24 protein-coding genes are annotated in these 22,344 nt (G+C 69.0%); 11 read left to right on the plus strand and 13 right to left on the minus strand.

What is annotated here, in order from left to right:
• Positions 1–60: 60 nt before the first annotated feature.
• The 10 genes from ACU5E9_RS01605 to csrA all read left to right on the plus strand — a co-directional run bounded on the left by ACU5E9_RS01605 (position 61) and on the right by csrA (position 8,720).
• Positions 61–969, plus strand: coding sequence for a flagellar motor switch protein FliM (locus ACU5E9_RS01605; RefSeq protein WP_456811910.1), 909 nt, complete (start codon positions 61–63; stop codon positions 967–969).
• Positions 966–1,703, plus strand: coding sequence for a flagellar motor switch protein FliN (gene fliN, locus ACU5E9_RS01610; RefSeq protein WP_456811911.1), 738 nt, complete (start codon positions 966–968; stop codon positions 1,701–1,703). The genes ACU5E9_RS01605 and fliN overlap by 4 nt, the downstream gene beginning before the upstream one ends.
• A complete protein-coding gene (gene fliO / locus ACU5E9_RS01615) occupies positions 1,704–2,180 on the plus strand; it encodes a flagellar biosynthetic protein FliO (RefSeq protein WP_456811912.1) in 477 nt (158 codons plus the stop codon). It begins immediately after the preceding gene.
• Positions 2,181–2,278: 98 nt separating this feature from the next.
• Positions 2,279–3,085, plus strand: a complete 807-nt coding sequence (gene fliP, locus ACU5E9_RS01620) for a flagellar type III secretion system pore protein FliP (RefSeq protein WP_456813474.1) — start codon at positions 2,279–2,281, stop codon at positions 3,083–3,085.
• On the plus strand, positions 3,085–3,360 hold the full coding sequence (gene fliQ, locus ACU5E9_RS01625) for a flagellar biosynthesis protein FliQ (protein ID WP_456811913.1): 276 nt from the start codon (positions 3,085–3,087) through the stop codon (positions 3,358–3,360). Before fliP ends, fliQ begins: the two co-directional genes overlap by 1 nt.
• The gene (locus tag ACU5E9_RS01630) at positions 3,361–4,119 is read left to right on the plus strand and encodes a flagellar biosynthetic protein FliR (protein ID WP_456811914.1); all 759 of its coding nucleotides are present in this window, start codon (positions 3,361–3,363) and stop codon (positions 4,117–4,119) included.
• On the plus strand, positions 4,120–5,295 hold the full coding sequence (locus ACU5E9_RS01635) for an EscU/YscU/HrcU family type III secretion system export apparatus switch protein (RefSeq protein WP_456811915.1): 1,176 nt from the start codon (positions 4,120–4,122) through the stop codon (positions 5,293–5,295). It begins immediately after the preceding gene.
• Between the two features lie 54 nt (positions 5,296–5,349).
• The gene (locus ACU5E9_RS01640) at positions 5,350–7,347 is read left to right on the plus strand and encodes a flagellar biosynthesis protein FlhA (protein WP_456813475.1); all 1,998 of its coding nucleotides are present in this window, start codon (positions 5,350–5,352) and stop codon (positions 7,345–7,347) included.
• Positions 7,322–8,455, plus strand: a complete 1,134-nt coding sequence (locus ACU5E9_RS01645) for a hypothetical protein (protein ID WP_456811916.1) — start codon at positions 7,322–7,324, stop codon at positions 8,453–8,455. The genes ACU5E9_RS01640 and ACU5E9_RS01645 overlap by 26 nt, the downstream gene beginning before the upstream one ends.
• 4 nt (positions 8,456–8,459) lie before the next feature.
• A complete protein-coding gene (gene csrA, locus ACU5E9_RS01650) occupies positions 8,460–8,720 on the plus strand; it encodes a carbon storage regulator CsrA (RefSeq protein WP_456811917.1) in 261 nt (86 codons plus the stop codon).
• Between the two features lie 119 nt (positions 8,721–8,839).
• Here csrA and ACU5E9_RS01655 read toward each other — a convergent pair whose 3' ends face one another.
• The 5 genes from ACU5E9_RS01655 to ACU5E9_RS01675 all read right to left on the minus strand — a co-directional run bounded on the left by ACU5E9_RS01655 (position 8,840) and on the right by ACU5E9_RS01675 (position 14,362).
• Entirely contained in the window at positions 8,840–9,913 is a 1,074-nt protein-coding gene (locus tag ACU5E9_RS01655) for a glycoside hydrolase family 130 protein (protein ID WP_456811918.1), read from the minus strand.
• Positions 9,914–9,915: 2 nt separating this feature from the next.
• The gene (locus ACU5E9_RS01660) at positions 9,916–10,749 is read right to left on the minus strand and encodes a carbohydrate ABC transporter permease (protein ID WP_456813476.1); all 834 of its coding nucleotides are present in this window, start codon (positions 10,747–10,749) and stop codon (positions 9,916–9,918) included.
• Positions 10,750–10,844: 95 nt separating this feature from the next.
• Positions 10,845–11,816, minus strand: a complete 972-nt coding sequence (locus tag ACU5E9_RS01665) for a carbohydrate ABC transporter permease (RefSeq protein ID WP_456811919.1) — start codon at positions 11,814–11,816, stop codon at positions 10,845–10,847.
• Between the two features lie 5 nt (positions 11,817–11,821).
• Entirely contained in the window at positions 11,822–13,141 is a 1,320-nt protein-coding gene (locus ACU5E9_RS01670) for an ABC transporter substrate-binding protein (protein WP_456811920.1), read from the minus strand.
• 123 nt (positions 13,142–13,264) lie between these two features.
• The gene (locus tag ACU5E9_RS01675) at positions 13,265–14,362 is read right to left on the minus strand and encodes a LacI family DNA-binding transcriptional regulator (protein ID WP_456811921.1); all 1,098 of its coding nucleotides are present in this window, start codon (positions 14,360–14,362) and stop codon (positions 13,265–13,267) included.
• 238 nt (positions 14,363–14,600) lie between these two features.
• On the opposite strand from ACU5E9_RS01675, the gene ACU5E9_RS01680 reads away from it, so the two are divergent.
• Positions 14,601–16,112, plus strand: coding sequence for a lipase maturation factor family protein (locus ACU5E9_RS01680; RefSeq protein ID WP_456811922.1), 1,512 nt, complete (start codon positions 14,601–14,603; stop codon positions 16,110–16,112).
• Between the two features lie 9 nt (positions 16,113–16,121).
• On the opposite strand, the gene ACU5E9_RS01685 is transcribed toward ACU5E9_RS01680, so the two are convergent.
• The 8 genes from ACU5E9_RS01685 to idi are packed head-to-tail and all read right to left on the minus strand — an operon-like array spanning position 16,122 to position 22,302.
• Positions 16,122–16,490, minus strand: coding sequence for an RNA-binding S4 domain-containing protein (locus ACU5E9_RS01685; RefSeq protein WP_456811923.1), 369 nt, complete (start codon positions 16,488–16,490; stop codon positions 16,122–16,124).
• A 35-nt stretch (positions 16,491–16,525) separates the two neighbouring features.
• Positions 16,526–17,503 (minus strand): prenyltransferase, encoded by a 978-nt coding sequence (locus ACU5E9_RS01690; RefSeq protein WP_456811924.1) that lies wholly within the window; start codon positions 17,501–17,503, stop codon positions 16,526–16,528.
• The gene (locus ACU5E9_RS01695; protein ID WP_456811925.1) at positions 17,500–17,865 is read right to left on the minus strand and encodes a lycopene cyclase domain-containing protein; all 366 of its coding nucleotides are present in this window, start codon (positions 17,863–17,865) and stop codon (positions 17,500–17,502) included. Before ACU5E9_RS01695 ends, ACU5E9_RS01690 begins: the two co-directional genes overlap by 4 nt.
• Entirely contained in the window at positions 17,862–18,185 is a 324-nt protein-coding gene (locus ACU5E9_RS01700) for a lycopene cyclase domain-containing protein (protein WP_456813477.1), read from the minus strand. The genes ACU5E9_RS01695 and ACU5E9_RS01700 overlap by 4 nt, the downstream gene beginning before the upstream one ends.
• Before the next feature lie 11 nt (positions 18,186–18,196).
• Positions 18,197–19,795, minus strand: a complete 1,599-nt coding sequence (gene crtI / locus ACU5E9_RS01705; protein ID WP_456811926.1) for a phytoene desaturase family protein — start codon at positions 19,793–19,795, stop codon at positions 18,197–18,199.
• Positions 19,792–20,715, minus strand: a complete 924-nt coding sequence (locus ACU5E9_RS01710) for a phytoene/squalene synthase family protein (protein WP_456811927.1) — start codon at positions 20,713–20,715, stop codon at positions 19,792–19,794. The genes crtI and ACU5E9_RS01710 overlap by 4 nt, the downstream gene beginning before the upstream one ends.
• Complete coding sequence (locus ACU5E9_RS01715) at positions 20,712–21,758, minus strand: polyprenyl synthetase family protein (protein WP_456811928.1); 1,047 nt, start codon at positions 21,756–21,758, stop codon at positions 20,712–20,714. The genes ACU5E9_RS01710 and ACU5E9_RS01715 overlap by 4 nt, the downstream gene beginning before the upstream one ends.
• On the minus strand, positions 21,751–22,302 hold the full coding sequence (idi, locus tag ACU5E9_RS01720) for an isopentenyl-diphosphate Delta-isomerase (protein WP_456811929.1): 552 nt from the start codon (positions 22,300–22,302) through the stop codon (positions 21,751–21,753). The genes ACU5E9_RS01715 and idi overlap by 8 nt, the downstream gene beginning before the upstream one ends.
• Between the last annotated feature and the right edge of the window lie 42 nt (positions 22,303–22,344).

Consider the following 22,344-nt stretch of genomic DNA (forward strand, 5'->3'; position numbering starts at 1 on the left):
TCTCCGATTGATTCGGCGGTGCCGCTAACATCCGGGCTGGCGCGGCCGATAGTGCCAGTCGTGACGGTCCAGGAACACATCAGCTCTGGCGTGCCCGGAAGACCGGCACGCGCGGTGGACGTCTATGACTTCAGCCGCCCGACGACGCTGGCCCGCGACCACGCCCGCGTACTTGAACTGGCGTTCGAGACCTTTGCTCGCCAGTGGGGAACCCAGCTCACCGCCCAGGTCCGGGTGATCTCGCAGGTTACCTGCGAGCAGGTGCTCATGTGTGGGTACGACGAATACGCCGCCTCGCTCCCGGCCACGACCACAATGGTCCTGTGCCCCATCGAGGGGCTCGAGGCCAAGGCCGTCGTCCAGTTTCCCTCCTCCGCTGCGCTGTATTGCGTGTCCCACATGCTCGGAGGCACCGGCGCCCCGGATGCTCCGGAACGCCCTTTCACCCAGATCGAACTGGCTCTGGTGCGCCGGCTCATGGACGATGCGATCGAGGACCTGCAGTACTCCTTCGGCGGTCTGCTGACCCAGACGGTCACGGTCGGCACCATCGAGTACAACTCGCAATTCGCTCAGGCGGCGGCAACGGCGGACCTCATGATTGTGGCCTCCTTCGAGATCAAGGTCGGCGACAAGGTCGCGGCGGCAACTCTCGCCGTTCCGGCCGAGGCGCTGTTGCCGCAGCTGGGCGAGCCCGGGCCCCTTCCGTCGCCGGTACCTCCGGTCGACCTGCTCCGCGCCCAGCTCGGCTGGGTGCCCGTTGACGTGTCGCTCCGACTGGCGCACGCCAGTGTCTTGCCGAGCGCCATCCTGGCCCTTGCCGTCGGCGACGTCCTGCCGATCCCGCATCCCACGCATCGTCCCCTCGACGTGGTGGTGGACGGCCGTTCCCTGGCCCGCGCGGCTGTCGGCTCCACCGGATCCCGCCTGGCCTGCATCATCATCGATACCGAGGAAAAGACGCCATGACGCTTCGAAGTTCCGCCCAGACCGCGCCCACCGCATCCATCAACGCCAGTGCCGATGCGGCCGTCGAGGCCCTGCTCACCGTGCTTCCCACAGCAAGCGTGCTCACCGCAGTGCGGAGCACCGGTGTCGCCGTCGACAGGTCAGGCGTGTCCCTTGCAGGGGCCGTCGTGGCGTCTTTCGTCGGCGCGACGTCGGCTGACCTCGCCGTAGTCTTGGTCGACCCGGGCGCGCTCGACGCCGCGGCCGGCACCGAATCCGGCCTGGTCTCCCGTGACGACGTCCTGCGTCCCGCGCTCGAGCGCGCGGCCGCAACGCTGGGTCTCGGAGTGCTGGGCGACGCAAGGATCGACGACGCCAGCGCCCTGTTCCATGACCAGGCGACAGTCGTCTTCGACCTCGTCGGAGAGGGCGTCAGCCTGGGGTGGTTCGCGATCCGCCTTCGCCAGGCCAATGTTCCGCTGCAGCGTGACGACCATGCCGTCATGGGCAACCTCGGTCGGATCAATAGCGTTGAAATGGCCTTGACTGTCGAGATCGGCCGCACCCGCATGACGGTGCGCGACGTCCTCGCCCTCGAGCCGGGCGCGGTCATCGAACTCGACCGCTCGGTCGGTTCGCCGGCCGACATCCTCCTCAACGGCCGCCTCATCGCCCACGGCGAGATCGTCGTGGTCGACCAGGACTACGCCGTGCGCATCACCCAGATCCTCGACGTCGCCGAGAGCCTCACCTAGGTGGACACCGTCGTGGTCGCCCTCAGAGTTGTGCTGTCCCTGGCCGTCGTGCTCGGGCTGCTCTGGGTGCTGCAACGACGCCTCAGCACACGCTCCGGCACCCGCTCCGCGAACGTGGTCACCATCGTGGGCCGTCAGGGCCTCGGCCAGAAGGCATCCGTGGTGGTGGTCGATGTCGACGGCCGACGCTTCGTGCTCGGGGTGACCGAACAATCGATCAGCGTGCTGCACAACAGCGAGCCAGACCCCTTCGACGTCGCCGCCGTGCCCGCGACTTCCGCAACGGTCTTCGGCCGTTCCCTGCACGCGGCAACGGCCTCGGCCGGAGCGCACACCGACGGCGACGAGAAAGCCACCGAACCCCCGCTGGCATTCCGCCCCCGCCGGGACCGCGGGCACCCGCCACGCCTGGCCGGATCGATCCTGTCACCGTCCACCTGGCAGCAGACCGCCGCGATGCTGCGGCAGGGCCGGTGACCACCACCCTCGGTGCCCAGGTCCGGTCCGCTCGGCCGACCCGGCCGAGCGCCACGGCCGTCAGCGAACGCCGTCGCCGGCTGGCACGCCTGGCCCTCATGGCGGCGCTCCTGGTGCTGATCGTGGCCGCGCTGGTCCTGCTCGTGTCCACCGCGAGTCACGCGGCCCCCATGGCGCCGATGGAGCCGATCGCTCCCACCGACCCGGCCACCCCCACACCCGTCGCCACCCCGGGCGCCGGGCTGACCGTGGAAATCAACGGGCCGGATGGTGCCCCGTCGTCGGCCATCGTGACCCTGATCGGCATCACGCTGCTCTCAGTGGCCCCGGCGCTGCTCTTGATGATGACGTCGTTCACCAAGATCTTCGTGGTGCTCGCGATGACCCGCAACGCCCTCGCGCTGCCGTCGATCCCGCCCAACCAGGTGCTCGCCGGCCTTGCCTTGTTCCTGTCGCTGTTCATCATGGCGCCCGTGCTCACCGACATCAACACCGACGCCCTGCAGCCTTACCTCAACGGTTCGATGACCTTCGACGACGCTGTCACCGTCGGGTCAGAGCCGCTGCGCACGTTCATGCTCGCGCACACCCGGGAAGAAGACCTCGCTCTGATGGTGCGAGCCTCCGACCAGCCCAACCCGGCCAACCCGGCTGCCGTGTCGTTGCTCACCCTGATCCCCGCCTTCATGATCTCCGAGCTGCGGGCGGCGTTCATCATCGGCTTCGTGATCTTCATCCCGTTCCTGGTCATCGACCTGGTCGTGTCCGCGGCGCTGATGTCGATGGGCATGATGATGCTGCCGCCGGTGATGATCTCGTTACCGTTCAAGATCCTGTTGTTCATCCTCGTGGACGGCTGGGGCCTGATCATCACCACCCTTGTCAACAGTTACCGGGGTGGCTGATGGACTCGAACGCCGTGCTCGACATCGGCCTGCAAGCCATCATCGTGTCAGCCAAGCTGTCCGCCCCCATCCTGATCACCGCCCTGGTGGTCGGTTTCGCGATCTCCCTGGTGCAGTCGATCACCCAGATCCAGGAGGTGACGCTCTCCTTCGTGCCCAAGGCAATCGCGGTCTGCATCGCCATGCTCATCTGCGGGCACTGGATGATCTCCGAGATCGTCTCGTTCACCACTAACCTCTTCGACAAGATCCCCGGCCTGATCGGCGGCGGCTAGGTGAACATCAGCATCGATTTCGCCTGGCTGGAGGCCGTCATGCTCGCCGGGGTGCGTATGGTGGCCTTCCTCGTCGTCGCGCCGCCGTTCTCCTTCAACGCCTTCCCGCTGCGGATCAAGGGAATGCTCGCGGTCGGCCTGGCCCTGGCCGTGGCGCCCAGGGTGGTGCCCGGGTACGCCTCGCCGGATACCGGCGGCTTCGTGCTCGCGCTGATCCTGGAGATCGTCGTCGGCGGGATCCTCGGCTTCCTGGTGCTGGTGGTCTTCGCCGCCATCCAGTCCGCAGGCAACCTCATCGACCTGTTCGGCGGGTTCCAGCTCGCCCAGGGCTTCGACCCCCAGTCGATGGTCAACGGCGCCCAGTTCACCAGGCTCTACCAGATGACCGCGCTCGCGCTCCTGTTCGCATCCGGCGGGTACCAGCTCATTCTGGGCGGACTCGCCCGGTCGTTCGCCGCCCTGCCCGTCGGCGGCGGCATAGACCTGGCCACACCTCTGGAGGCCGTCACCGCCGCGGTCGGCCAGATGCTCCTCGCCTCCGTCCAGATCGCAGGACCGCTCATCGTTGTGCTGTTCCTGGCCGACGCCGGGCTCGGCCTGCTCACCAGGGTGGCGCCGGCGCTCAACGCCTTCGCGCTCGGTTTCCCGCTGAAGATCCTGATCACCCTCACCCTCGGCGCCGCCGGGTTCATGGCCCTGCCCGGTATCGTCGCGTCGCTCACCGACGACGCGGTCGCCGGCATGTGGGGGGTGCGCTAAATGTCCGACTCCGGCGAACGTACCGAACAAGCCACAGAAAAACGGATGCGCGAGGTCCGCTCCAAGGGCCAGCTGGCCCGCTCGCAGGACCTCACCGCATGGGTCGGCATCGGCGCGGCCGCCGTGATGATGCCGATGACCATCGAGGCCGGAGCTGCCGCCGGGCGCGCGCAGTTGTTCGACATCCGGGCCATCGCGGAGAATCCAGACCCCCAGCGGGCGCTGGACATGCTCAGCGCCGGGCTCGGCGCTATGGGAGGCATCCTCACCCCGATGCTCGCGGTGGTCTGCATCGCCGTGCTCGCCGGGTCGATCGCGCAGGGTGGCATCCACATCAAGAAGCTCGCCGGAAAGTACGACCAGTTCAACCCGGTCACCGGCATGGCCCGCACGTTCGGCACCCAGGCGCTCTGGCAGGGCGTCAAGGCGCTGCTGAAGACCGTGGTCGTCGGCGTCGTGCTGACCCTCGTGATCGAGGGCATGACGCCGGTGCTGATGACCGCCGGCGGGCTGCCGGTGACCGTGTTGATCGGTGCCGCCCGTGACGGCACCGCCGCACTGGTGCAATCGGCGGTGATCGCCGGGCTCGTGCTCGCCGCCGCCGACGTGTTCGTCGTGATGCGGCGCAACCGAAAGCGCACCCGGATGACCAAGAAGGAGGTCACCGACGAGCACAAGAGCTCAGAGGGTGACCCGCTGATCCGGTCCCAGCGTCGCGCCCGGCAACTGGCGATGAGCCGCAATCGAATGATCGCCGCCGTCGCCACCGCCGACGTCGTACTGGTCAACCCCACCACCTACGCCGTGGCCCTGCGCTACGAACCGGGCAAGTCCGCGCCCCGGGTCGTGGCCAAGGGCGCCGGGGTGATCGCCGCCCGTATCCGGGAGCAGGCCGAGACCGATGCGGTCCCGATCGTCAGGGACATCCCGCTCACCCGCGCCCTGCACAGCGCGTGCGAGCTGGGCCAGGAGATCCCGCTGGAGCTGTACAACGCGGTCGCCAGGGTGCTCGCCTTCGTGCTCGCGCTCAAGGCCCGCGGGTCCCGCGCCGGGGTGCACACCATGGCGACCCCACCTATGGGCACCCCGCCCGTGCCGCCGCCGCGCCGGCACGCGCACCCCCAGACAGCCCAGTCCGCACCGAACACACGAATCCGCACCTCGGAGGCCACCTAAGTGAACAGCACCCTCTCGAAACTGGCCGTGCCCGTCGGCGTGGTCGGCATCATCATGCTGCTCGTGGTGCCGATCCCGGCCGTGCTGCTGGACGTGCTCATCATCGTCAACATCCTGCTCGCCCTGGTGACGCTGCTCACCACCATGTTCGTGAAGAAGCCGTTGGACTTCTCGGTGTTCCCGTCGTTGCTGCTGGTCGCCACGCTATTCCGGCTCGGGCTGAACGTGGCCTCCACCCGGCTCGTTCTCGGCGAAGGCTACGCCGGACAGGTGATCGCCTCCTTCGGTCACGTCGCCGTCGGCGGCTCGATCATCATCGGCGCCGTAATCTTCCTGATCCTGGTCGTGATCCAGTTCGTCGTGGTCACCAAGGGCGCCGAACGCGTCGCCGAGGTGGGTGCGCGGTTCACCCTCGACGCCATGCCGGGCAAGCAGATGGCCATCGACGCCGACCTCAACGCCGGCCTGATCACCGACGTACAGGCCAAGGACCGGCGCGCCGAGGTCTCCGCCGAGGCCGACTTCTACGGCGCCATGGACGGTGCCTCCAAGTTCGTCAAGGGTGACGCCATCGCGGGCATCATCATCATCATCATCAACCTCATCGGCGGCATCGCCATCGGGATGCTGCAGCGCGGTATGGAGATCGGCGACGCACTGAACACGTATGCGCTGCTCACCATCGGTGACGGGCTGGTCACGCAGATTCCCGCGCTGCTGATGGCCGTCTCCACCGGCATGATCGTCACCAGGTCCAACGCCGAATCCGACATCGGCGCCACGGCCGCCGCCCAGCTGACCCAGTCCCGCAACGCCCTGATGATCGCAGGCGCCGCCGCGATCCTGATGTCGCTCATCCCCGGCATGCCCGTCATCCCGTTCGTGATCGTCGGCGCCGCCCTCCTGCTCATCGCCCAGCGCATCAAGGGCTCGGAGGCCAGGGCTCAGGCCGGTCGGGCGGCCGCGGCCGCCGTGGAGGGCCGGGCCCCCCGGTCCGACACCGCTGAGGAGCTCATCGAACAGATGCGGGTTCACGCCCTCGAGATCCAGCTGGCGCCCGACCTGGTCGACCTCGTCTCCGGGGCATCGGACGACCTGCTCGCCCGGGTCCGCGCCCTCCGCCGCAAGATCGCCCTCGACCTCGGTGTGGTCGTGCCGCCGGTACGCACCCGCGACAACATCGACCTGCCGCCGTCCACCTACTCGATCCGCATCGCCGGGGTCGAGGCCGGGCGCGGCGTCGCTCCGGCCGGGAAGGTGCTCGCCCTCGGCGACAACCTGGAGGCCCTGCCGGGCACGGCGACGGTGGAACCCGTCTTCGGATTGGCCGGCAAGTGGGTGCCCAGCGAGATGCGGCCGCGCGCCGAGATGGCCGGCGCCACCGTGATCGACCGGGTATCGGTGCTCGTCACCCACCTGTCCTCGGTGATCTCCGGCAACGCCGCACGGCTGCTCACCCGCGAAGACGTGCGGGTGCTCACGGACGGCGTGCGCCAGGTGAGCCCATCGGCCGTCGACGACCTCATCCCCAACCTGCTCTCGCTGGCCGAGGTGCAGCGAGTGCTGCAGGGACTGCTCGGGGAACAGATCCCGATCAACGACCTGCCCCGTATCTACGAAGCGCTGTCGGTCCGGGCCAAGGTCTCGGTCGACGTCGAGGGCCTCATCGAGGCGGCCAGGCAGGCTCTCGGACCGGCGCTCACCGCGCTGTACCTCGACGGCGACGTACTCCGGGTGATCATGATCGAACCCGGCCTCGAGCAGCTCATGCTCGAGGGGATGCGGCCCGCCGACCAAGGCAGCCAGATCCTGCTCGATCCGTCGACGATCGATGCGATCCTCGGGTCCCTGCGCGGCGCCATCGCCACGGTCGAGGCGGCGGGGCTCACGGCCGTGCTCGTCTGTGCCCCGTCGCTGCGCCCGGCCATCCGCCGCCTCGTGTCCGCGCAATCCGGCGGCGTGCCGGTGTTGTCCTACGACGAGGTCACGTCGGCACGGGTCGCAATCGAGACCGTGGGGGTGGTGCGTGGAAACGAGACGATTTCGGCTTGAGGGTGCGTCGCTGCCCGAGCTGCAGGCGAGGGTTCGCACGGAACACGGAGATTCCGCCCGCATCGTGTCGGCCGAACGGGTCACCGTGGGTGGGGTGCGCGGATTCTTCGCCCGCCGTCACATCGAAGTCACCGTCGAGGTCCAGGGCCCGGAACGAGACGAGTCGCGGCCCGACGACTCGCCCGGCCCGGACGCAGCCACGACCAGGCAGCGCCGCCGGGCGGCCCACGCACGCACCGAGCTGACAACCAGGCTCGGAATCGCCGCCCTGTTGGACGCTGCCGACGAGACCGAACTCCTGCTCGCTGGTGAGGCCGGCGGCGCAGCGGAACCGGGCTCGCCCGGCGCACCCGAACCACGGCCCGAGGCAACGCGGCGTGCCCCGATCGATGTGCCGTCGACCGCCAGCCCCGACTTCGCCCGGCTGATGGACGAATTGACCTTCGCCACGTCCGCCGCCCCGGCGTCACCGGCGGCGAGTTCCACCGGGAAGGCCGGCGCTCGGCTCGCGCCGAGGTCGTCGGCCGACCAGATGTCTGAGCAGGCATCCATCCCCTCCGAGATACCGCCCGCCGTCACGGCGGGGCACCCGGGATTACCGGTCGGCGCGGGTGACCTGGTGCTGCTCATCGGACCCGGTGCCGAGATCATCGAGGCCGCCGGCCACCTGTCCGCCGGTCGCGTCGCGATGATCCTGGCCGGGACGGAGCGTCCCCACAGTCGGCGCGCGGCCCTGGCCGCGCGGGCGCGGGGAGTGGAGAGCGGGCGGAGCGTGCTCGTGGCCTGCGAACTGCCCGGGGGGCGGGACCAGCCCGCGTTTACCGGCTGGGCTGCCGACCTCAAGGCACTGGGTGCTGACCAGGTCTGGGTGGTGGTTGATGCCGGCCGCAAGACCGCAGACACAGCGCGCTGGGTGCGAGACGTAGGGGATAATCTCACCGTCGACGCCGTGGCCGTTGTCGGGATCGAGCGCACCGGCACGCCCGGCACGGTGCGCCAATTGGCGCTCCCGATCGGCTGGATCGCCCCAGCGGGAGCTCCGGCCTCGCGGCCATCGACCGGTCGGCGTGCAGCGGCCAGGCCGCCGAACCCGATCGCGATAGGCTGATCGGATGCTGGTTCTCACGCGCAAACTCGGGGAGAAGATCCTCATCGGTGACGACATCGTCATCACCGTGCTCGACGTTCGCGGCGACAGCATCCGCATCGGCGTCGACGCCCCGCGGGGCATCTCGATCCAGCGCGCCGAGATCCTTCGAGCCGTCTCCGAGGCCAACCTCGAGGCGAACAGCGCAGTCGGCGAGGACGACGAGGCCGCGGCAGCGCGGCTCAAGTCCAGCCTCGGCCTGCTCCCGACCGCGCCGCCGGCCTAGCCGCCGGGCGAGCCGCCCCGCGGCCCCACCGGCCCCGCAACTGTTCCCCGTGCGGACAAGTGCACCCGGTGTGCCGGGTGCACTTGTCCGCAGCGGGACCAGTTGGCGTGGGGTCTGCGTTAGGCGTCCGCGCGGCGATCGAGCCTGGCCACGCCGATCTTGGAGTCGGCCATGCCGTAGAACACGAACAACTGGCCCTCGATCTCCTCGATCGCGGTGGGGAACACCACGTTGGGCACGATCCCGCTGGTTTCATCCGCGGTCTCGGCCTTCAGCAGCGGTTCGCTGGTGCGGCTGAGCACGATCGTCGGGTCGTCGGCGTCGAGGATCATGCCGCCGGCAGCGTAGTTCACCTTCTGCTGCTGGTCGAACGCCTTGGCGAGGATGCCCGTGACACCGTGGTGCAGCAGCAGCCAACCTTCCGGCACCCGCAGCGGGGCGGGGCCGCCGCCGATCTTGAGCTCCTCGAACGGGAACTCGGGGCCGGCGAGGAACCGGTGCCCGCGCCAGAGCGTGAGCGCGGAGACATCCGCCAACGCGTCGGCGACGGGCACGTAGCTGATCCAGATGCTCTGCCGCTGGTCGGTGACGCCGGCGGGCACCCGGATGCCCTCACCCTCCTTGGTCTCGTCCAGGTCCCACATCGGCCGGTGCAGCACCGCGAAGCTCACCACGCCGTCGGGCGCGGTGACCGGCTCGGGGAAGAACACGGTGTCCTTGTTGTGGAACAGGTTGAGGTCCATGTCGAGGGCCTCGTCGTAGGCGAACAGCGCAGGCCCAAGGCGCCGCCAGTCGCGCAGGTCCTCCGACACCGCGATGGCGGTGCGGGGGCCGAGCGGACCGTAGGCGACGTAGGTCATCACGTGCAGGCCGAGCTTCGGGATGAAGGTGACCCGGGGGTCCTCGACCCCGGCGTTGTTCGCGCCGCGCTCCCAGCCTTGGTCGGGTGCGAGCACCACGCCGTCGCGTTCGACGCCGGTGGGCACGCCGTTCTCGATGATCACCCGGGCCAGGCCCACCCGGGAGACGTTGCCGGTGGCGACGAGCCGGGGGAGCAGGTACAGGGTGCCGTCCGGGGTGTGCCCGCTGCCGGGGTTGAGAACACCCTCGGCCTCGAGTTCGTTGCCGTCCTCCGGCGTCATGACGACGCCCATCCTGGTGAGGGTGTACGGGAATGGTGCGGTGGAGCTCATGACTAACCTTTCACGCCGGAGCTGATGTCGCTCGCGACGAAATGCCGTTGGAAAATGATGAAGAGAATGACCATCGGAGCCGCCAGCACGCACGCGCCGGCGAGGATGGCGCCGAACGGGTTCGCGGCGGTGGCTGCGATGTTGGTGAGGTAGTTCGCCAGGGAGACCGCGAGCGGTTGCAGCGACGCTTCCTTGGTGATCAGGAACGGCCAGAGGAACTCGTTCCAGGGGCCGATGAAGGTGAGCAGCACCACGGTCAGCAGTGCCGGCCGCACCAGCGGAATCGCGATGCTCCACAGGATCTTCAGCTCGCCGGCGCCGTCGATCCGGGCGGCGTCGAAGAGGGCCTTGGGGACCTGAAGGAAGTACTGCCGGAAGACGAGCACCGCCGTCGAGTTGATCGCGAACGGAAGGATCATGCCCGCATAGCTGTCGGCGAGGCCGTAGTCGCGGGCGATCATCACATAGAGCGGGATCATCAGCAGCTGGAACGGCACCACCTGCACGAGCAGCATCAGGGAGAACGTGACTCCGCGTCCCCGCCACTCCAGCTGCGCCAGGGCGTAGCCGACCAGCACACCGAACACGACGGTGCAGAGGATGACGCCGCCGGCGAAGATCCCGGAGTTGACCAGGCCCTGCACCAGGTTGATGCGGCTGTTGATGTCGACGTAGTTCTGGCCGGTGATGTTCGCCGGATTGGGAAATGCCCCGGCCACGGTGGGGTCCGGCGTTGTCTGTAGGGAGCCGATCACCATGTAGTAGAACGGGAACAAGAACACCAGGGCGCCGATGAACAGCACGACGTAGCGAAGGATGTTCTGGTTCCGGCTCATGCCGTCGACCTGACGGGCTCTGGTGCGCACCTTCTTCGTCCGGGCGGGTTCAGTGTTCGCCAGGCCGGCGGTGACTGCTGGGTTCTGCGCGTTGCTCATGATTCGTCGCCTCCGGCCAGCTTGCGTTGGATGAACGCCAGGATCAGCACGCCGATCACGAGGATGACCCCGATCGCGGCGGCAATGCCCGGTTCGCCCTGTTCGATGCCGCGCTGGTACATGATCAGCACAGGCGACGACGAGGCCCCGTTGGGGCCGCCTCCGCCGGTGAGCAGGTACGGCTCGGTGAACAGGTTCGCGCCGGTGACCGTGGCCAGCAACAGAACCAGCACTGTCGCCGGCCGCACGCCCGGCACGGTGATCGAGAAGAACATGCGGATCTTGCCGGCACCATCCGTCGCCGCGGCCTCGTACAGTTCCTCGGAGACGTTCTGCAGGGCGGCCAGGTAGAGCAGGATGAAGAAGCCCATGCCCTTCCAGGTGACGAAGATGGCGATGGTCGGCATCGCCCACTGCTCGTTGATCAACCAGGCCGGGTCCGGTGCGAGCGGGCCGAGGATCTGGTTGACCAGGCCGTTGCCGCTGAACAGGAAGATCCAGACGCCGACGACGGCGACGCTGGCCGTGACGTACGGCACGTAGAAGGCCACCCGCAGGAAGGTGCGGGCGTGGACGATCTTGTTCAGCGCCGTGGCGAGCACGAGCGACAGCACCACAGTGAGGGGCACGTTGATCAGCAGGAAGATGCCGACGTTGCCGAACGAGCGGATGACGGCGGGATCGCTCAGCACCTCCTGGAAGTTCGCGAGCCCGACGAACGGACGATCCACCACCGCGCCGGGGGCGGCGAAGAAGTAGTCGTGGAACGACATGTAGAACGCGAAGACCAGCGGGTACGCGAAGACGAGGAGGACGAAGATCAGGTAGGGGGTGCTGAGCAGGAGCCCGAGCGGGTTCCTGCCCAGCAACTGGCGCCGGCGGCCCCGGCGGGGGCCCCCGCCGCCAGGCTTTGCGGGCCTGGCGGCGGGGCTCGGGGTGACGCTCCCGGAGGAGACGGTCGTTGACATGAGACTTACGGCTCTGCGATCAGTTCGTTGACCTTGTCGGCCGCGGCATCGAAGGCGTCGGCAACATCGCCCTCACCGGAGATGACACTCTTCGTCCAGGCATCCCGGAAGGCCTGCCAGGCGGCGACGGAGTTGGCCACCTGCGGCACCTCGACCGTGCGTGAAGCCTGGTCGCCGAACTGCTCGTAGGCCGGGTTGGCCGCGAAGTAGTCGGGGTAAGCCTCGGTCAGGTCTTGGCGCAGCGGCATCTGGCCGGTCAGCTCGAGCAGCTGGCCGTCCTGTTCTTCACTGGTGGAGAACTTCAGCACGTCCCAGGCCGTGGCCTGGTTCTTGCAGGCCGAGAACAGTCCGACGTTCTTCGCGTCACTGAAGGTGTACGCGGCCGCGGGGTCGGTGCCGGCGCTGGTCGGGAAGGGAACAGCACCCCAGTTCACGACATCCTTGTAGACCGACACGGCCCAGGGGCCGGCGCTCGACATGGCGGCAGTACCGTCGGCGAACGAATCACCCTGGTGCTGCTCCTTGCCGGCGAGGTTCTCGGCGTAGATGGTCTTCCAGAACTCGCCGACAGCGACGCCCTCGTCCGAGTTGAAGGTGGCCTCTCCGTCTTCGACGAAGAGGGTGCCAGCGGTCTCGGCCGCGTAGGTCGGGTAGAAGTCAAACCAGCTCTGGAAGAACTGGCTGGTGGCGGCGGGGTTGATGGCGTACTGCGAGACGCCCGCGGCCACCAGGGCGCGCGAGGTGTCGAGGAATTCGTCGTAGGTGGCCAGCTTCGGGTTCTCCGGGTCGAGCCCGGCCTTGGCGAAGAGGTCCTTGTTGTAGAACAGCATCACCGGGTTGGATTTCCACGGCATCTGGTAGAACTTGCCGTCGTCGCTCTGGTACTGGTCGGCCAGGTCGCCGGTGCGTTCGGCGATGTAGGAGTCGCCGTCCTCGAAGCTGCTGAGGTCCACCAGTCCGCCCTGCTTGACGAACTGCGGTACGGCCACGGGGGCGGTGTTGTAGATCAGGCAGGGCGCGTTGCCGGCGGTGATGGCGGCGCCGATGACCTCTTCGCTGCTCTTCCCGGCCGGGATCTCCTGGGCCTTGACCTGCTCATCGGGGTTGTCCGCGTTCCAGGCCTCGACCATCTGCTTGCCCCACTTCACCTCGTTCTCATTGTTCGAGTACCAGATGGTGATGTCGCCGCGGCCCTCGGCGGAACCGGAGTCGCCGCCGCTGGAACACGCGCCGAGGGCGACGATCATGGCAGCGGACGTGGCGGCGGCGGCCAGGACACGCCTGGTCTTTCGAGGAGTGCTGTGCGGACGGATTGTGCTGTGCATGTCTCTCTCCATTTCATGAATCCGCAGCGGCTCTGCTGCGGCATGTTTCGTGCTGGTACTGCGTAAAACTCGTGCGGGTATCGGTCGTGGTGGGTGGGATGGTGCGGGTTGGGAGGGTGGGACTCAGGGGTGCGGCGCGGATGCCGAACCGCGGATGATCAGGCGGGCGGCGGGAAGCTCGACGTCGTCGGCGCTCCCGGTCCGGATGAGTCCGAGCAGGGTGGTCGCGGCCGTCCGGCCCCAGACCAGCGGGGTGGCCCCGACGGTCGTGAGCGCCGGGTAGACGTAGCGGGCGAATTCGATGTCGTCGAAGCCGGTGATCGACACGTCGTCCGGCACGCTGACCCCGAGTTCCTGGGCGACGCCGATCCCGGCGATGGCCATCGGGTCGTTGGCGAAGACGATGGCGGTCGGTGGCTGGTCCTGGCTGAGCAGGCGACGCGTGGCATCCGCCCCGGCCGAAATCGAGAAGTCGGTTTCGACGACCTGGCCGTCGCCCAGCCCGGCCTCGCGCATCGCGACGGTGAACGCGGTGCGCCGCCGGCTGCCGTGCAGCATCGAGGGGCTGCCGGCAACGTGGGCGATCCGGCGGTGCCCGAGCCCGGCGAGGTGCCGCACGGTTTCCGCGACACCGTGGGTGTCGTCGATGCACACGGCGGGGAACGGGCTGGGCTGGTCGGGTCGGCCGAGGGTTACGGCGGGAAGCCCCAGCTCGGCGAGGTGGGGGATCCGCGGGTCGTCGTGGCGCAGGTCGGTGAGGAAGACGCCGTCGACCCGGCCGTCGGTGACGAGGGTGCGGTAGGTCTGCAGCTCCGTCGAGCCGTCGGGCACGACGCTGAGCACCAGGGCGAGTCCCTGCGGGGCCAGGATGGTCTCGACGCCGGCGAGGAACGAGGTGAAGAACGGGTCGGAGCCGAGGATTTCCGGGTTGCGCGCCATCACGAGTCCGAGCGCGAAGGACCTTTTCGACGACAGCGACCGGCCGCGCAGCGACGGCGTCCAGCCGAGCGCGCCGGCCACCCTCAGGATGCGCGATCGCGTTTCGGCGGAGACGCCGGGCCGGTCGTTGAGGGCGAAGGAAACGAGTCCCTTGCTGACCCCGGCTTCCCTGGCCACGTCGGCGATGGTGACCTTGGCGGTCGTCGTCTTGGCTGCGTCGATGGGTGCGGCGATGGGTGTGCCGGTGGGGGAAGCCGTCGTCGAATCCGCAGGCGAATCCATGGGGCCTCCTCGTTGATGGCGATGCCGGGGTGTGACGTCCGTGGATGCCTGAACCGGTTTAGACAAAACCTATACCGGTTTAGGCATCGTCGTCAAGCACGGCTTCTGTTCCCCCTGCGGACAACTGGTCCCGGCACACCGGGTGCAATTGTCCGCAGGGGGAACTTCTCCGCAGAAGGAACGGCGGGGGCAGGCATTCTTGAACCGGACGGGGCGCGGGCCTAGGGTGAACTGCACCATGGACTGGTTCGCAACGGGCGACTACGACGTTGCACGGGAGATCCTGCAGCGCGGTGTCGCCGCGCTGTTCCTGATCGCGTTCGTGTCGGCGCTCAACCAGTTCCCGGCCCTGCTGGGCGACAACGGGCTGTTGCCGGTGCGCCGCTACACGGCGCTGGTGCCGTTCTGGCGGGCGCCCAGCCTGTTCCAGTGGCGCTATTCGGATGCGCTGCTGCGCGTCGTCGCGTGGTCGGGGGTCGCCCTGGCGGCAACGGTCCTGCTGGGACTGGCGCAATCCGGCCCGGCCTGGCTGCCGCTGTTCGTCTTCCTGCTCCTGTTCGCGGCCTACCTGTCGATCGTGAATGTGGGGCAGACGTTCTATTCATTCGGCTGGGAGAGCCTGTTGGTGGAGGCCGGCTTCGTCGTCGCGTTCCTCGGTTCCGCCGCCGTCGCCACCCCGCTGCCGGTGCTGTTCTTCCTGCGTTGGCTGGTGTTCCGGCTCGAGTTCGGAGCCGGGCTGATCAAGCTGCGCGGCGGTCAGGAGTGGCGAGACCTCACCGCGTTGTTCTATCACCACGAGACCCAGCCGATGCCCAACCCGGTGAGCTGGTTCGTGCACCACCTGCCGAAATGGGTGCACCGGGGTGAGGTGCTGGGCAATCACGCCGTGCAGCTCGGGCTGCCCATCCTGCTCTTCGCGCCACAACCGGTGGCGTCGATCGCCGCCGGCCTGATCGTGCTCAGCCAGCTCTGGCTCGTGCTCACCGGCAACTTCGCCTGGCTGAACTGGATCACGATCGTTCTCGCTGCCGCGGCCGTCGACGATGCGGCGTTCCGGTGGCTGGGCGGGCTGGTCGTGCCCGCCCTGCGGGACGCGCGGGTGGACGGCGGCACCGCGGGGGAGTCGCCGCTGTGGTTCGTGGTGGTAGTGCTCGCCGTGACCGTGTTGCTCGTGGTGCTCAGCTACTGGCCGGCCCGCAACCTGTTGCGCCGGCGCCAGCTCATGAACGCGAGCTTCAATCCGTTCCACCTGGTCAACGCCTATGGGGCGTTCGGGACCGTCACGAAGGAACGCTACGAGATCATCGTCGAGGGCAGCGACTCCGCCGACCCGCGGGATGAGACCGCCTGGCAGGCCTACGAGTTCCGTGGCAAGCCCGGCGACGTGTCCCGGCTGCCCGGGCAGTTCGCGCCCTATCACCTGCGGCTGGACTGGCTGATGTGGTTCCTGGCCCTCGGGGCGCGGGACACCCGGTGGTTCGAGGTGTTCCTGGCGCGGCTGCTGCAGGACGACCGGCCCACCCTGCGTCTGCTGGCCCGCAACCCGTTCGCCGGGCATCCGCCGCGGTATGTGCGCGCCCGGGTGTTCCTCTACCGGTTCAGCACACCCGCCGAACGCCGGGCCAGCCGCGACTGGTGGGTGCGCTCCGAGGTGGGCACGCTGGTGCCGCCGGTGACGCTGCCGCCGGATACCGGGCCGGATGCCGGGCCCGATGCGGCGTCGGATGCCGGGTCGGACGCCGGGCCATGACCGCTCGGGTCAGCGTCCGCGCAGCTCCTCGATCTCGCGGCGCTCGCGCTTGGTGGGCCGGCCGGCCCCGCGGTCGCGCATGGGCACCAGCGCGACCTCCTCGCGCGGCGGCGGTGGCGGGGTGTTGTCGACGAAGCACGCGGCGGCCACGCTCGGGCCCACCCGCTTCACGATGATCCTGGAGACCACGAGCACCCGGTCGAAGCCGTTGGCGCGGATGCGCACCTCGTCGCCCGGTTTGATCGCCTGGGCGGACTTGGCCCGCTCGCCGTTCACCCGCACGTGCCCGGCCCGGCAGGCGGCGGTCGCCTGGGAACGGGTCTTGTACATCCGCACCGCCCAGGTCCAGCTGTCCACCCGAGCGCTCAGCAATTCCATGCCTCGACTCTACGCGGCGGTGCGGGCCGGCAGGGTCAGCGCAGCACGACCCAGAGGATGAGCAGCATGGTGACCAGGAAGCCGGTGAAGAAGTTCAACCGCAGGAACCTCTTCCAGCCGTTGTTGGCGCGTTCGGAGTCGGCGTCGCTGACCGACCGGTACGGCCAGGCGGCGAGGATGTAGGGGATCACCAGCAGCGCCGCGAGCGGCCCCGGCCAGTCGGTGACGAGCATCAGGAGCCCGGCCAGCGCCCAGAACCCGATCGCCACGCGCACGGTCTGCGCCGCCCCGAACGCTGTCGCGATGGAGCTGATGCCGCCCTGCCGGTCCGGTTCGACATCCTGAACGGCACCGAACGCGTGGCTGGCGATGCCCCAGAAGAAGAACGCCGCCAGCAGGGCGATGAGGTCCGGTGTCACCACGGCGCCCGCGACGGCGAGGCCGTAGACGGCCGGGCTCACGAAGTGCACGCTCGAGGTCACCGAATCCAGCACCGGCCGTTCCTTGAACCGCAGCCCGGGCGCCGAATAGGCGACCACGGCGAACAGGCTGATCGCCAGCACCACCCAGGACCAGGGGTTGATCCCGGCGAGGAGGATCATGACCAGGAGCACGGGAAGCGCCGTCACGACGCCGGAGACGAGCACGATGCGGTGCAGCCCCTTTTCGAGCATGGCACCCTCGACGCCGCCCTTGCGCGGGTTGCGCAGGTCGGACTCGTAGTCGAAGACGTCGTTGATGCCGTACATCAGGAGGTTGTAGGGGATCAGGAAGAACAGGGTGCCCACCACGAGCAGAGCGTCGACGCGGCCCGTCGTGACGATGTACGCGGCGGCGAAGGGGAATGCGGTGTTGATCCAGCTGAGCGGACGGGAGGAGAGCAGCACCTGCCGCACGATGTGACCGAGGCCGCCCGCCGGGGCAGCGCCGTTGCGGGCAATGCCATCGGGGGCGGTGCCATCGGGGGCGGTGCCATCGGGGTCGGTGCCGTTGGGGTGTGCCGGCTGGGTCATTCGTCCTGTCCTTCTCCGTGCGGTGGTGCGGTGGCTGCCCGCCGATGCTGGTCGCCGGGCCGGGTGTCGCCGCCGAGCAGCGACCAGAGGGCCGGCAGCAGCAGGGCCGCGGCGACCGGGTAGGCGAAGTCCTCCACGGGGGCCAGGCCCACGAACACACCGGAGATGAGCTCCGGATCGTACGCGACGAGTCCCACTCCAATCATGATGTTATCGAACACCGCGGTGAGCAGCAGGACGGCGAACAGGGCCAGCCCCGCAGCGGGGATCAGCCGCCGGGACGACGGCCGCAGCCAGAGCGTGGCGACGGCCAGCAGCACCGCCAGGCCGAGGAAGATCGTATTGAGCCCGAGGTAGGTCACGAGGCGCGCCTCGCGTCCAGCAGCATCCGGGCGCCCTGCAGGGCGTTCATGAACAGGTAGCAGAGAAAGGTCAGGAAGAAGACCTCCTCGACCGGCAGCTCCGGAGCGAGTTGCAGACCGGTCATGAACGCCGTCTCACCGCGGTAGAAGATACCCGCGGTGATGCCGATGAGGTCCCAGGCCAGGAAGAACAGCACACCCACGCTGAGCACCACGGCGGCCACGCCCGGGGAGCGCCAGAAGAACAGCCCGAACCGACGGTCGAGCACGACCATCCCGGTCAGTGACACCAGCAGGGCAAGGAGGTACGCGAAACCCAGCACGCCCCCGGTCACCGCAGAACGGCGGGCCGCGGCTCGGGCAGCGGGCCCGTACTCACGTCACCGCGAATGCGCTTGAGCAGGATCTCGGCGCTGATCAGGCACATCGGCAGGCCGATGCCCGGGATGGTTGTGCCGCCGGCGTAGTAGAGCCCCTCGATGTGCTTCGACACGTTGGTGCCGCGGAAGAAGGCGCTCTGCCGGAGGGTGTGCGCGGGCCCGAGCGCGCCGCCCTTCCAGGAGTTCAGGTCGTCGGCGAAGTCGGCCGGCCCGATCGTGCGGCGCACCAGGATGCGCTCGGCGAGGTCGGGGATGCCGGCCCACTGGGCGAGCTGGCCGATGGCGGCATCGGCGATGGCCTCGACGGTGGCCGAACCGGCGCCGTCGATGCCGCCGTGGCCGATGCCGGGGTCGGCGGGCACCGGGATGAGCAGGAACATGTTGCTCGCGCCGTCCGGGGCCACGCCCGGGTCGGTGGCGCTGGGCAGGCAGGCGTAGAACGACGCCGGGTTCGGCACCGACGTTTCCTTGCCGAAGATGCGGTCGAAGTTGTCGGCCCAGTCCTCGGTGAAGAACAGGGTGTGGTGGGCGAGCTTGGGCAGGTCGCCGCTGACGCCGAGCAGCACGAGCACGGCGCCGGGGCCGGAGGTGCGCTTCTGCCACCACCGCTCCGGGTAGGTCTGCTTGCCCGGTTCCACCAGCTGGGTCTCGGTGTGGTGCAGGTCGGCGGCCGACACGACGATGTCGGCATCCAGCCGCACCGTTTCCCCGGCGGCGTCGGTGTAGGTGACGCCCTCCACGGCCGCCATGCCGCCCTTCCGGGCCGGGGCACGGCCCGAGCGGATGGCCTGGACGCGGGCGCCGGTCTCGATTGTGACGCCCTCGGCGCGGGCGAGGTCGACGATGCTCTCGATGAGGCGGGTGAACCCGCCCTGCGGGTAGAGCACGCCGTCGGCCAGGTCGAGGTGGCTCATCAGGTGGTACATCGACGGGGTGCGGTCGGGGGACGAACCCAGGAACACGGCCGGGTAGCCCAGGATCTGGCGAATCCGCGGGTCACGGAAATACCCGGCCACGAACGTGTCCAGGGGCTGCAACAGCAGCCGGCCGAGCCGGCCCATCCGGTTCAGCACGTCGCGCACCAGCAGCGGCTTGAACGACGCGAAGCTGGTGTACAGGAACTTGTCCACGGCCATGTCGTAGGTTTCCCTGGCGCTGGCCAGGTACTTCTCCAGCTGGGCACCCGCGCCGGGCTCCAGGCTCTCGAACAGTGCGATGTTGTCGGCGCGGTCTGCGCGCACGTCGACCGGCGCCGTGTCGGACTCGAAGAACACCCGGTAGCCGGGGTCGAGGCGGGTGAGTTCGAGCTGCTCCGCCGCGGTGGTGCCCAGCAGCCGGTAGAAGTGCTCGAACACCTCGGGCATCAGGTACCAGGATGGGCCGGTTTCGAACCGGAACCCGTCGGCCTCCCAGAAACCCGCGCGTCCGCCGAGGGTGTCGTGCGCCTCCAACAGGGTGACCTGGTGGCCTTCCCTGGCCAGCAGCGCCGCGCTGGCGAGCCCAGCGATGCCGCCGCCGATCACCACGGTCCGGATTGGGGCGGCGGTCACCGTCGCCACGCCTGCGGGCCGAGCGAGGACGAGAGGGCGATCATGAGTTTCTCCGGATCCGGCACCCGGACGCGGGTGCTCATCAAGTCGTGGGCGGGGGTCTGACGCAGTTTGGCAGACAACCGGGCGAACAGTCGATGCGCGGCGGTCACCGCGCGCCGGCTTCCGGGCGGCAACAGCGGCAGCACCCGTTCGGCAGCGAGCAGGTCGGCATCCATGTCGTCGAGCAGGATGTCCTTCTGCTGGTCGGTGAGCCGGCTCAGGTCGACGCCGGGAAAGTAGTTCCGGCCGAGCGCATCCCGGTCGGCGGCCAGGTCGCGGAGGAAATTGACCTTCTGGAAGGCGGCGCCCAGGCTGCGGGCGCCGTGCTCGAGGACGGCCACCTGGTCCGGCGTGCGCGGGGACTCCCGCAGGAAGCTGCGCAGGCACATCAGCCCGACCACCTCGGCGGAGCCGTAGATGTATTCGGCGACGCCGGCGGCCGTGAACGGTGCCGGGTCGAGGTCACGCCGCATGGACGCGAAGAACGGCCGGGTGAGGGCCGGGTCGATGCCGACCCGCCTGGCGGTGCCGGCGAACGCGTGCACGACGAGGTTCGTGCTGAAGCCACGACCCATCGCGCGCTCGGTCTCCTTCTCCAGGTCGTCGAGCAGTTCGCGCTGGCCGGCCAGGTCGATGCCGGCCTCGCTGGCGGCCCCGTCGACGATCTCGTCCGCGATGCGCACCAGGGCGTAGATGGTGCGGACCTCATCGCGCACACCGGGGCTGAGCAGTCGGGCCGCCAGCCCGAACGAGGTGGAGTAGTGCCCGATCACCGTGGTGGCGCTGGCCAGGGCGGCAGCGTCGTAGGTGCCCAGGGAGGTGGGCAGCGCGGCGGCGTCGGTCGCTCCGATGCGGGGTGCGGCGGTGTCCCGGCTCATTTGTCTCGGCTGACGGCGCTGGACGCCAGTTGGGTCAGGGTGGTGCGGAGTACCTCTGGCACCGAACCGATCTGTAGGGCCTCCACGGCCTGGCGGGCGTACTCGCGGGCGAGCCCGTCGGCGGTTTCCGGTGCCCCGCAGTCACGGAGGAGGGTGCGCACAGTGTCGGCCTCCGCCTCGGTGAGGTCGTCCTTGCCGACGAACGGCGCGATCAGCGGCCACCGGTCGGTGGACCCGGCGTGGGCGATGAGCGCGGTCTGCTTGCCCTCCCGCAGGTCGGCGAGCACGCTCTTGCCGGTGGCAGCGGGGTCGCCGAACACGCCGAGCAGGTCGTCGGTGAGCTGGAAGGCGATGCCGATCAGGCGGCCGAACCGGCCGAGCGCGTCGATGGCATCCTCTGGTGCGCCGGCGAGCACGGCACCGGCCTGCAGCGGGGCCTCGAAGGAGTAGATGGCGGTCTTGTGTTCGAGCGTGGTGACGACCTGCTCGATCGTGAGGGGCGTGCGGCTGACGGTGTTCGTCACATCCGCCAGTTCGCCGGCGGCCGACACGAAGACGGCACGATCGAGAAGGTCGAGAAGCCGGCCGCGCAGCCCGGCATCCACCGGAAGCAGGGCGAGCGCGCGGTGTGCCTCGCTGAGGGCCAGGTCACCGGCCAGGATGGCCGCCGTCGCGGCCCAAGCCTCGGCCTGCCCGATCCCGGCACCGTGCGCGATGGCACGTTCGGTGAACCGGCCGGCGATGTTGGCCATGCCGCGCCGGGACAGGTCGCGGTCGATGACATCGTCATGGATGAGGAACGCCGTGTGCAGCAGCTCGAAGCTCACCGCGACGGGCGTGGACAGGGTGTGGTCGGTGCCGCCGAAGCCGTCGTAGGCGGCCAGCACCAAGGCCGGGCGCACCCGTTTGCCGCCGCGGCTGGCCTGGTCGAGCGAGTCCCACAGCGCCACATAGTGTTCGCCGTAGTCGCTGGCGCGGAGGCGGGCCGCCGCGAAGAAGCGGTGCAGCTCCGTCTCGACGCCCAGCGTCGCGATCTCATGCACGGAAGGTCTCCAATTCCCGCATCTGCAGCACCATCCAGGGGCTGAACGCGAACGGGCTGGCCAGCACGGAGCGGCGGAGGGCCTCGGGTTCGGTCCAGGTGAACTCCATCACCTCGTCCGGGTTGGGGAGCGGATCACCGACGGCCCGGGCCAGGTAGACCGGGCAGACCTCGTTTTCGACGATGCCGCTGCTGTCGGTGGCGCGGTAGCGGAACAGGGGGAGTGCCAGGTCGATCCCGGCCAGGTCGAGCCCCAACTCGAAGTCGGCGCGCCGGCGAACGGCATCCGTCAGCGTTTCGGCCGGGGCGGGGTGACCACAGAAGGAATTGGTCCACACGCCGGGCCAGGTCTTCTTGGCCAGCGCGCGGCGGGTGATCAGCACCTCGCCGCGGTCGTTGAACACGTAGCAGGAGAAAGCCAGGTGCAGGGAGGTGTCGGCGCCGTGCACGCTGCTCTTGGGAGCGGTGCCGATCTCCGCACCGTCCTCGTCAAGCAGAACGACCATATCTTCGACAAGCTCAATGGTGGATTCTGCTGTGTGCATCGGTGCTCCCTCTCGTGCAGCAAAGATACTCGAAAAAGTACC

It is taken from the genome of Cryobacterium sp. AP23 (assembly GCF_054075385.1).

Bases quoted from the DNA above. Each gene is read 5' to 3' on its own strand.
- ACU5E9_RS01655 (WP_456811918.1), bottom strand. From the start codon at position 9,913: ATGAGCTCCACCGCACCATTCCCGTACACCCTCACCAGGATGGGCGTC.
- idi (WP_456811929.1), bottom strand. From the start codon at position 22,302: ATGCACACAGCAGAATCCACCATTGAGCTTGTCGAAGATATGGTCGTT.
- fliP (WP_456813474.1), top strand. From the start codon at position 2,279: ATGGCGGCGCTCCTGGTGCTGATCGTGGCCGCGCTGGTCCTGCTCGTG.
- ACU5E9_RS01635 (WP_456811915.1), top strand. From the start codon at position 4,120: ATGTCCGACTCCGGCGAACGTACCGAACAAGCCACAGAAAAACGGATG.
- csrA (WP_456811917.1), top strand. From the start codon at position 8,460: ATGCTGGTTCTCACGCGCAAACTCGGGGAGAAGATCCTCATCGGTGAC.
- ACU5E9_RS01665 (WP_456811919.1), bottom strand. From the start codon at position 11,816: ATGTCAACGACCGTCTCCTCCGGGAGCGTCACCCCGAGCCCCGCCGCC.
- ACU5E9_RS01670 (WP_456811920.1), bottom strand. From the start codon at position 13,141: ATGCACAGCACAATCCGTCCGCACAGCACTCCTCGAAAGACCAGGCGT.
- ACU5E9_RS01640 (WP_456813475.1), top strand. From the start codon at position 5,350: ATGCTGCTCGTGGTGCCGATCCCGGCCGTGCTGCTGGACGTGCTCATC.
- ACU5E9_RS01675 (WP_456811921.1), bottom strand. From the start codon at position 14,362: ATGGATTCGCCTGCGGATTCGACGACGGCTTCCCCCACCGGCACACCC.
- ACU5E9_RS01680 (WP_456811922.1), top strand. From the start codon at position 14,601: ATGGACTGGTTCGCAACGGGCGACTACGACGTTGCACGGGAGATCCTG.
- fliQ (WP_456811913.1), top strand. From the start codon at position 3,085: ATGGACTCGAACGCCGTGCTCGACATCGGCCTGCAAGCCATCATCGTG.
- ACU5E9_RS01685 (WP_456811923.1), bottom strand. From the start codon at position 16,490: ATGGAATTGCTGAGCGCTCGGGTGGACAGCTGGACCTGGGCGGTGCGG.
- ACU5E9_RS01710 (WP_456811927.1), bottom strand. From the start codon at position 20,715: ATGAGCCGGGACACCGCCGCACCCCGCATCGGAGCGACCGACGCCGCC.
- ACU5E9_RS01660 (WP_456813476.1), bottom strand. From the start codon at position 10,749: ATGAGCCGGAACCAGAACATCCTTCGCTACGTCGTGCTGTTCATCGGC.
- ACU5E9_RS01690 (WP_456811924.1), bottom strand. From the start codon at position 17,503: ATGACCCAGCCGGCACACCCCAACGGCACCGACCCCGATGGCACCGCC.
- fliN (WP_456811911.1), top strand. From the start codon at position 966: ATGACGCTTCGAAGTTCCGCCCAGACCGCGCCCACCGCATCCATCAAC.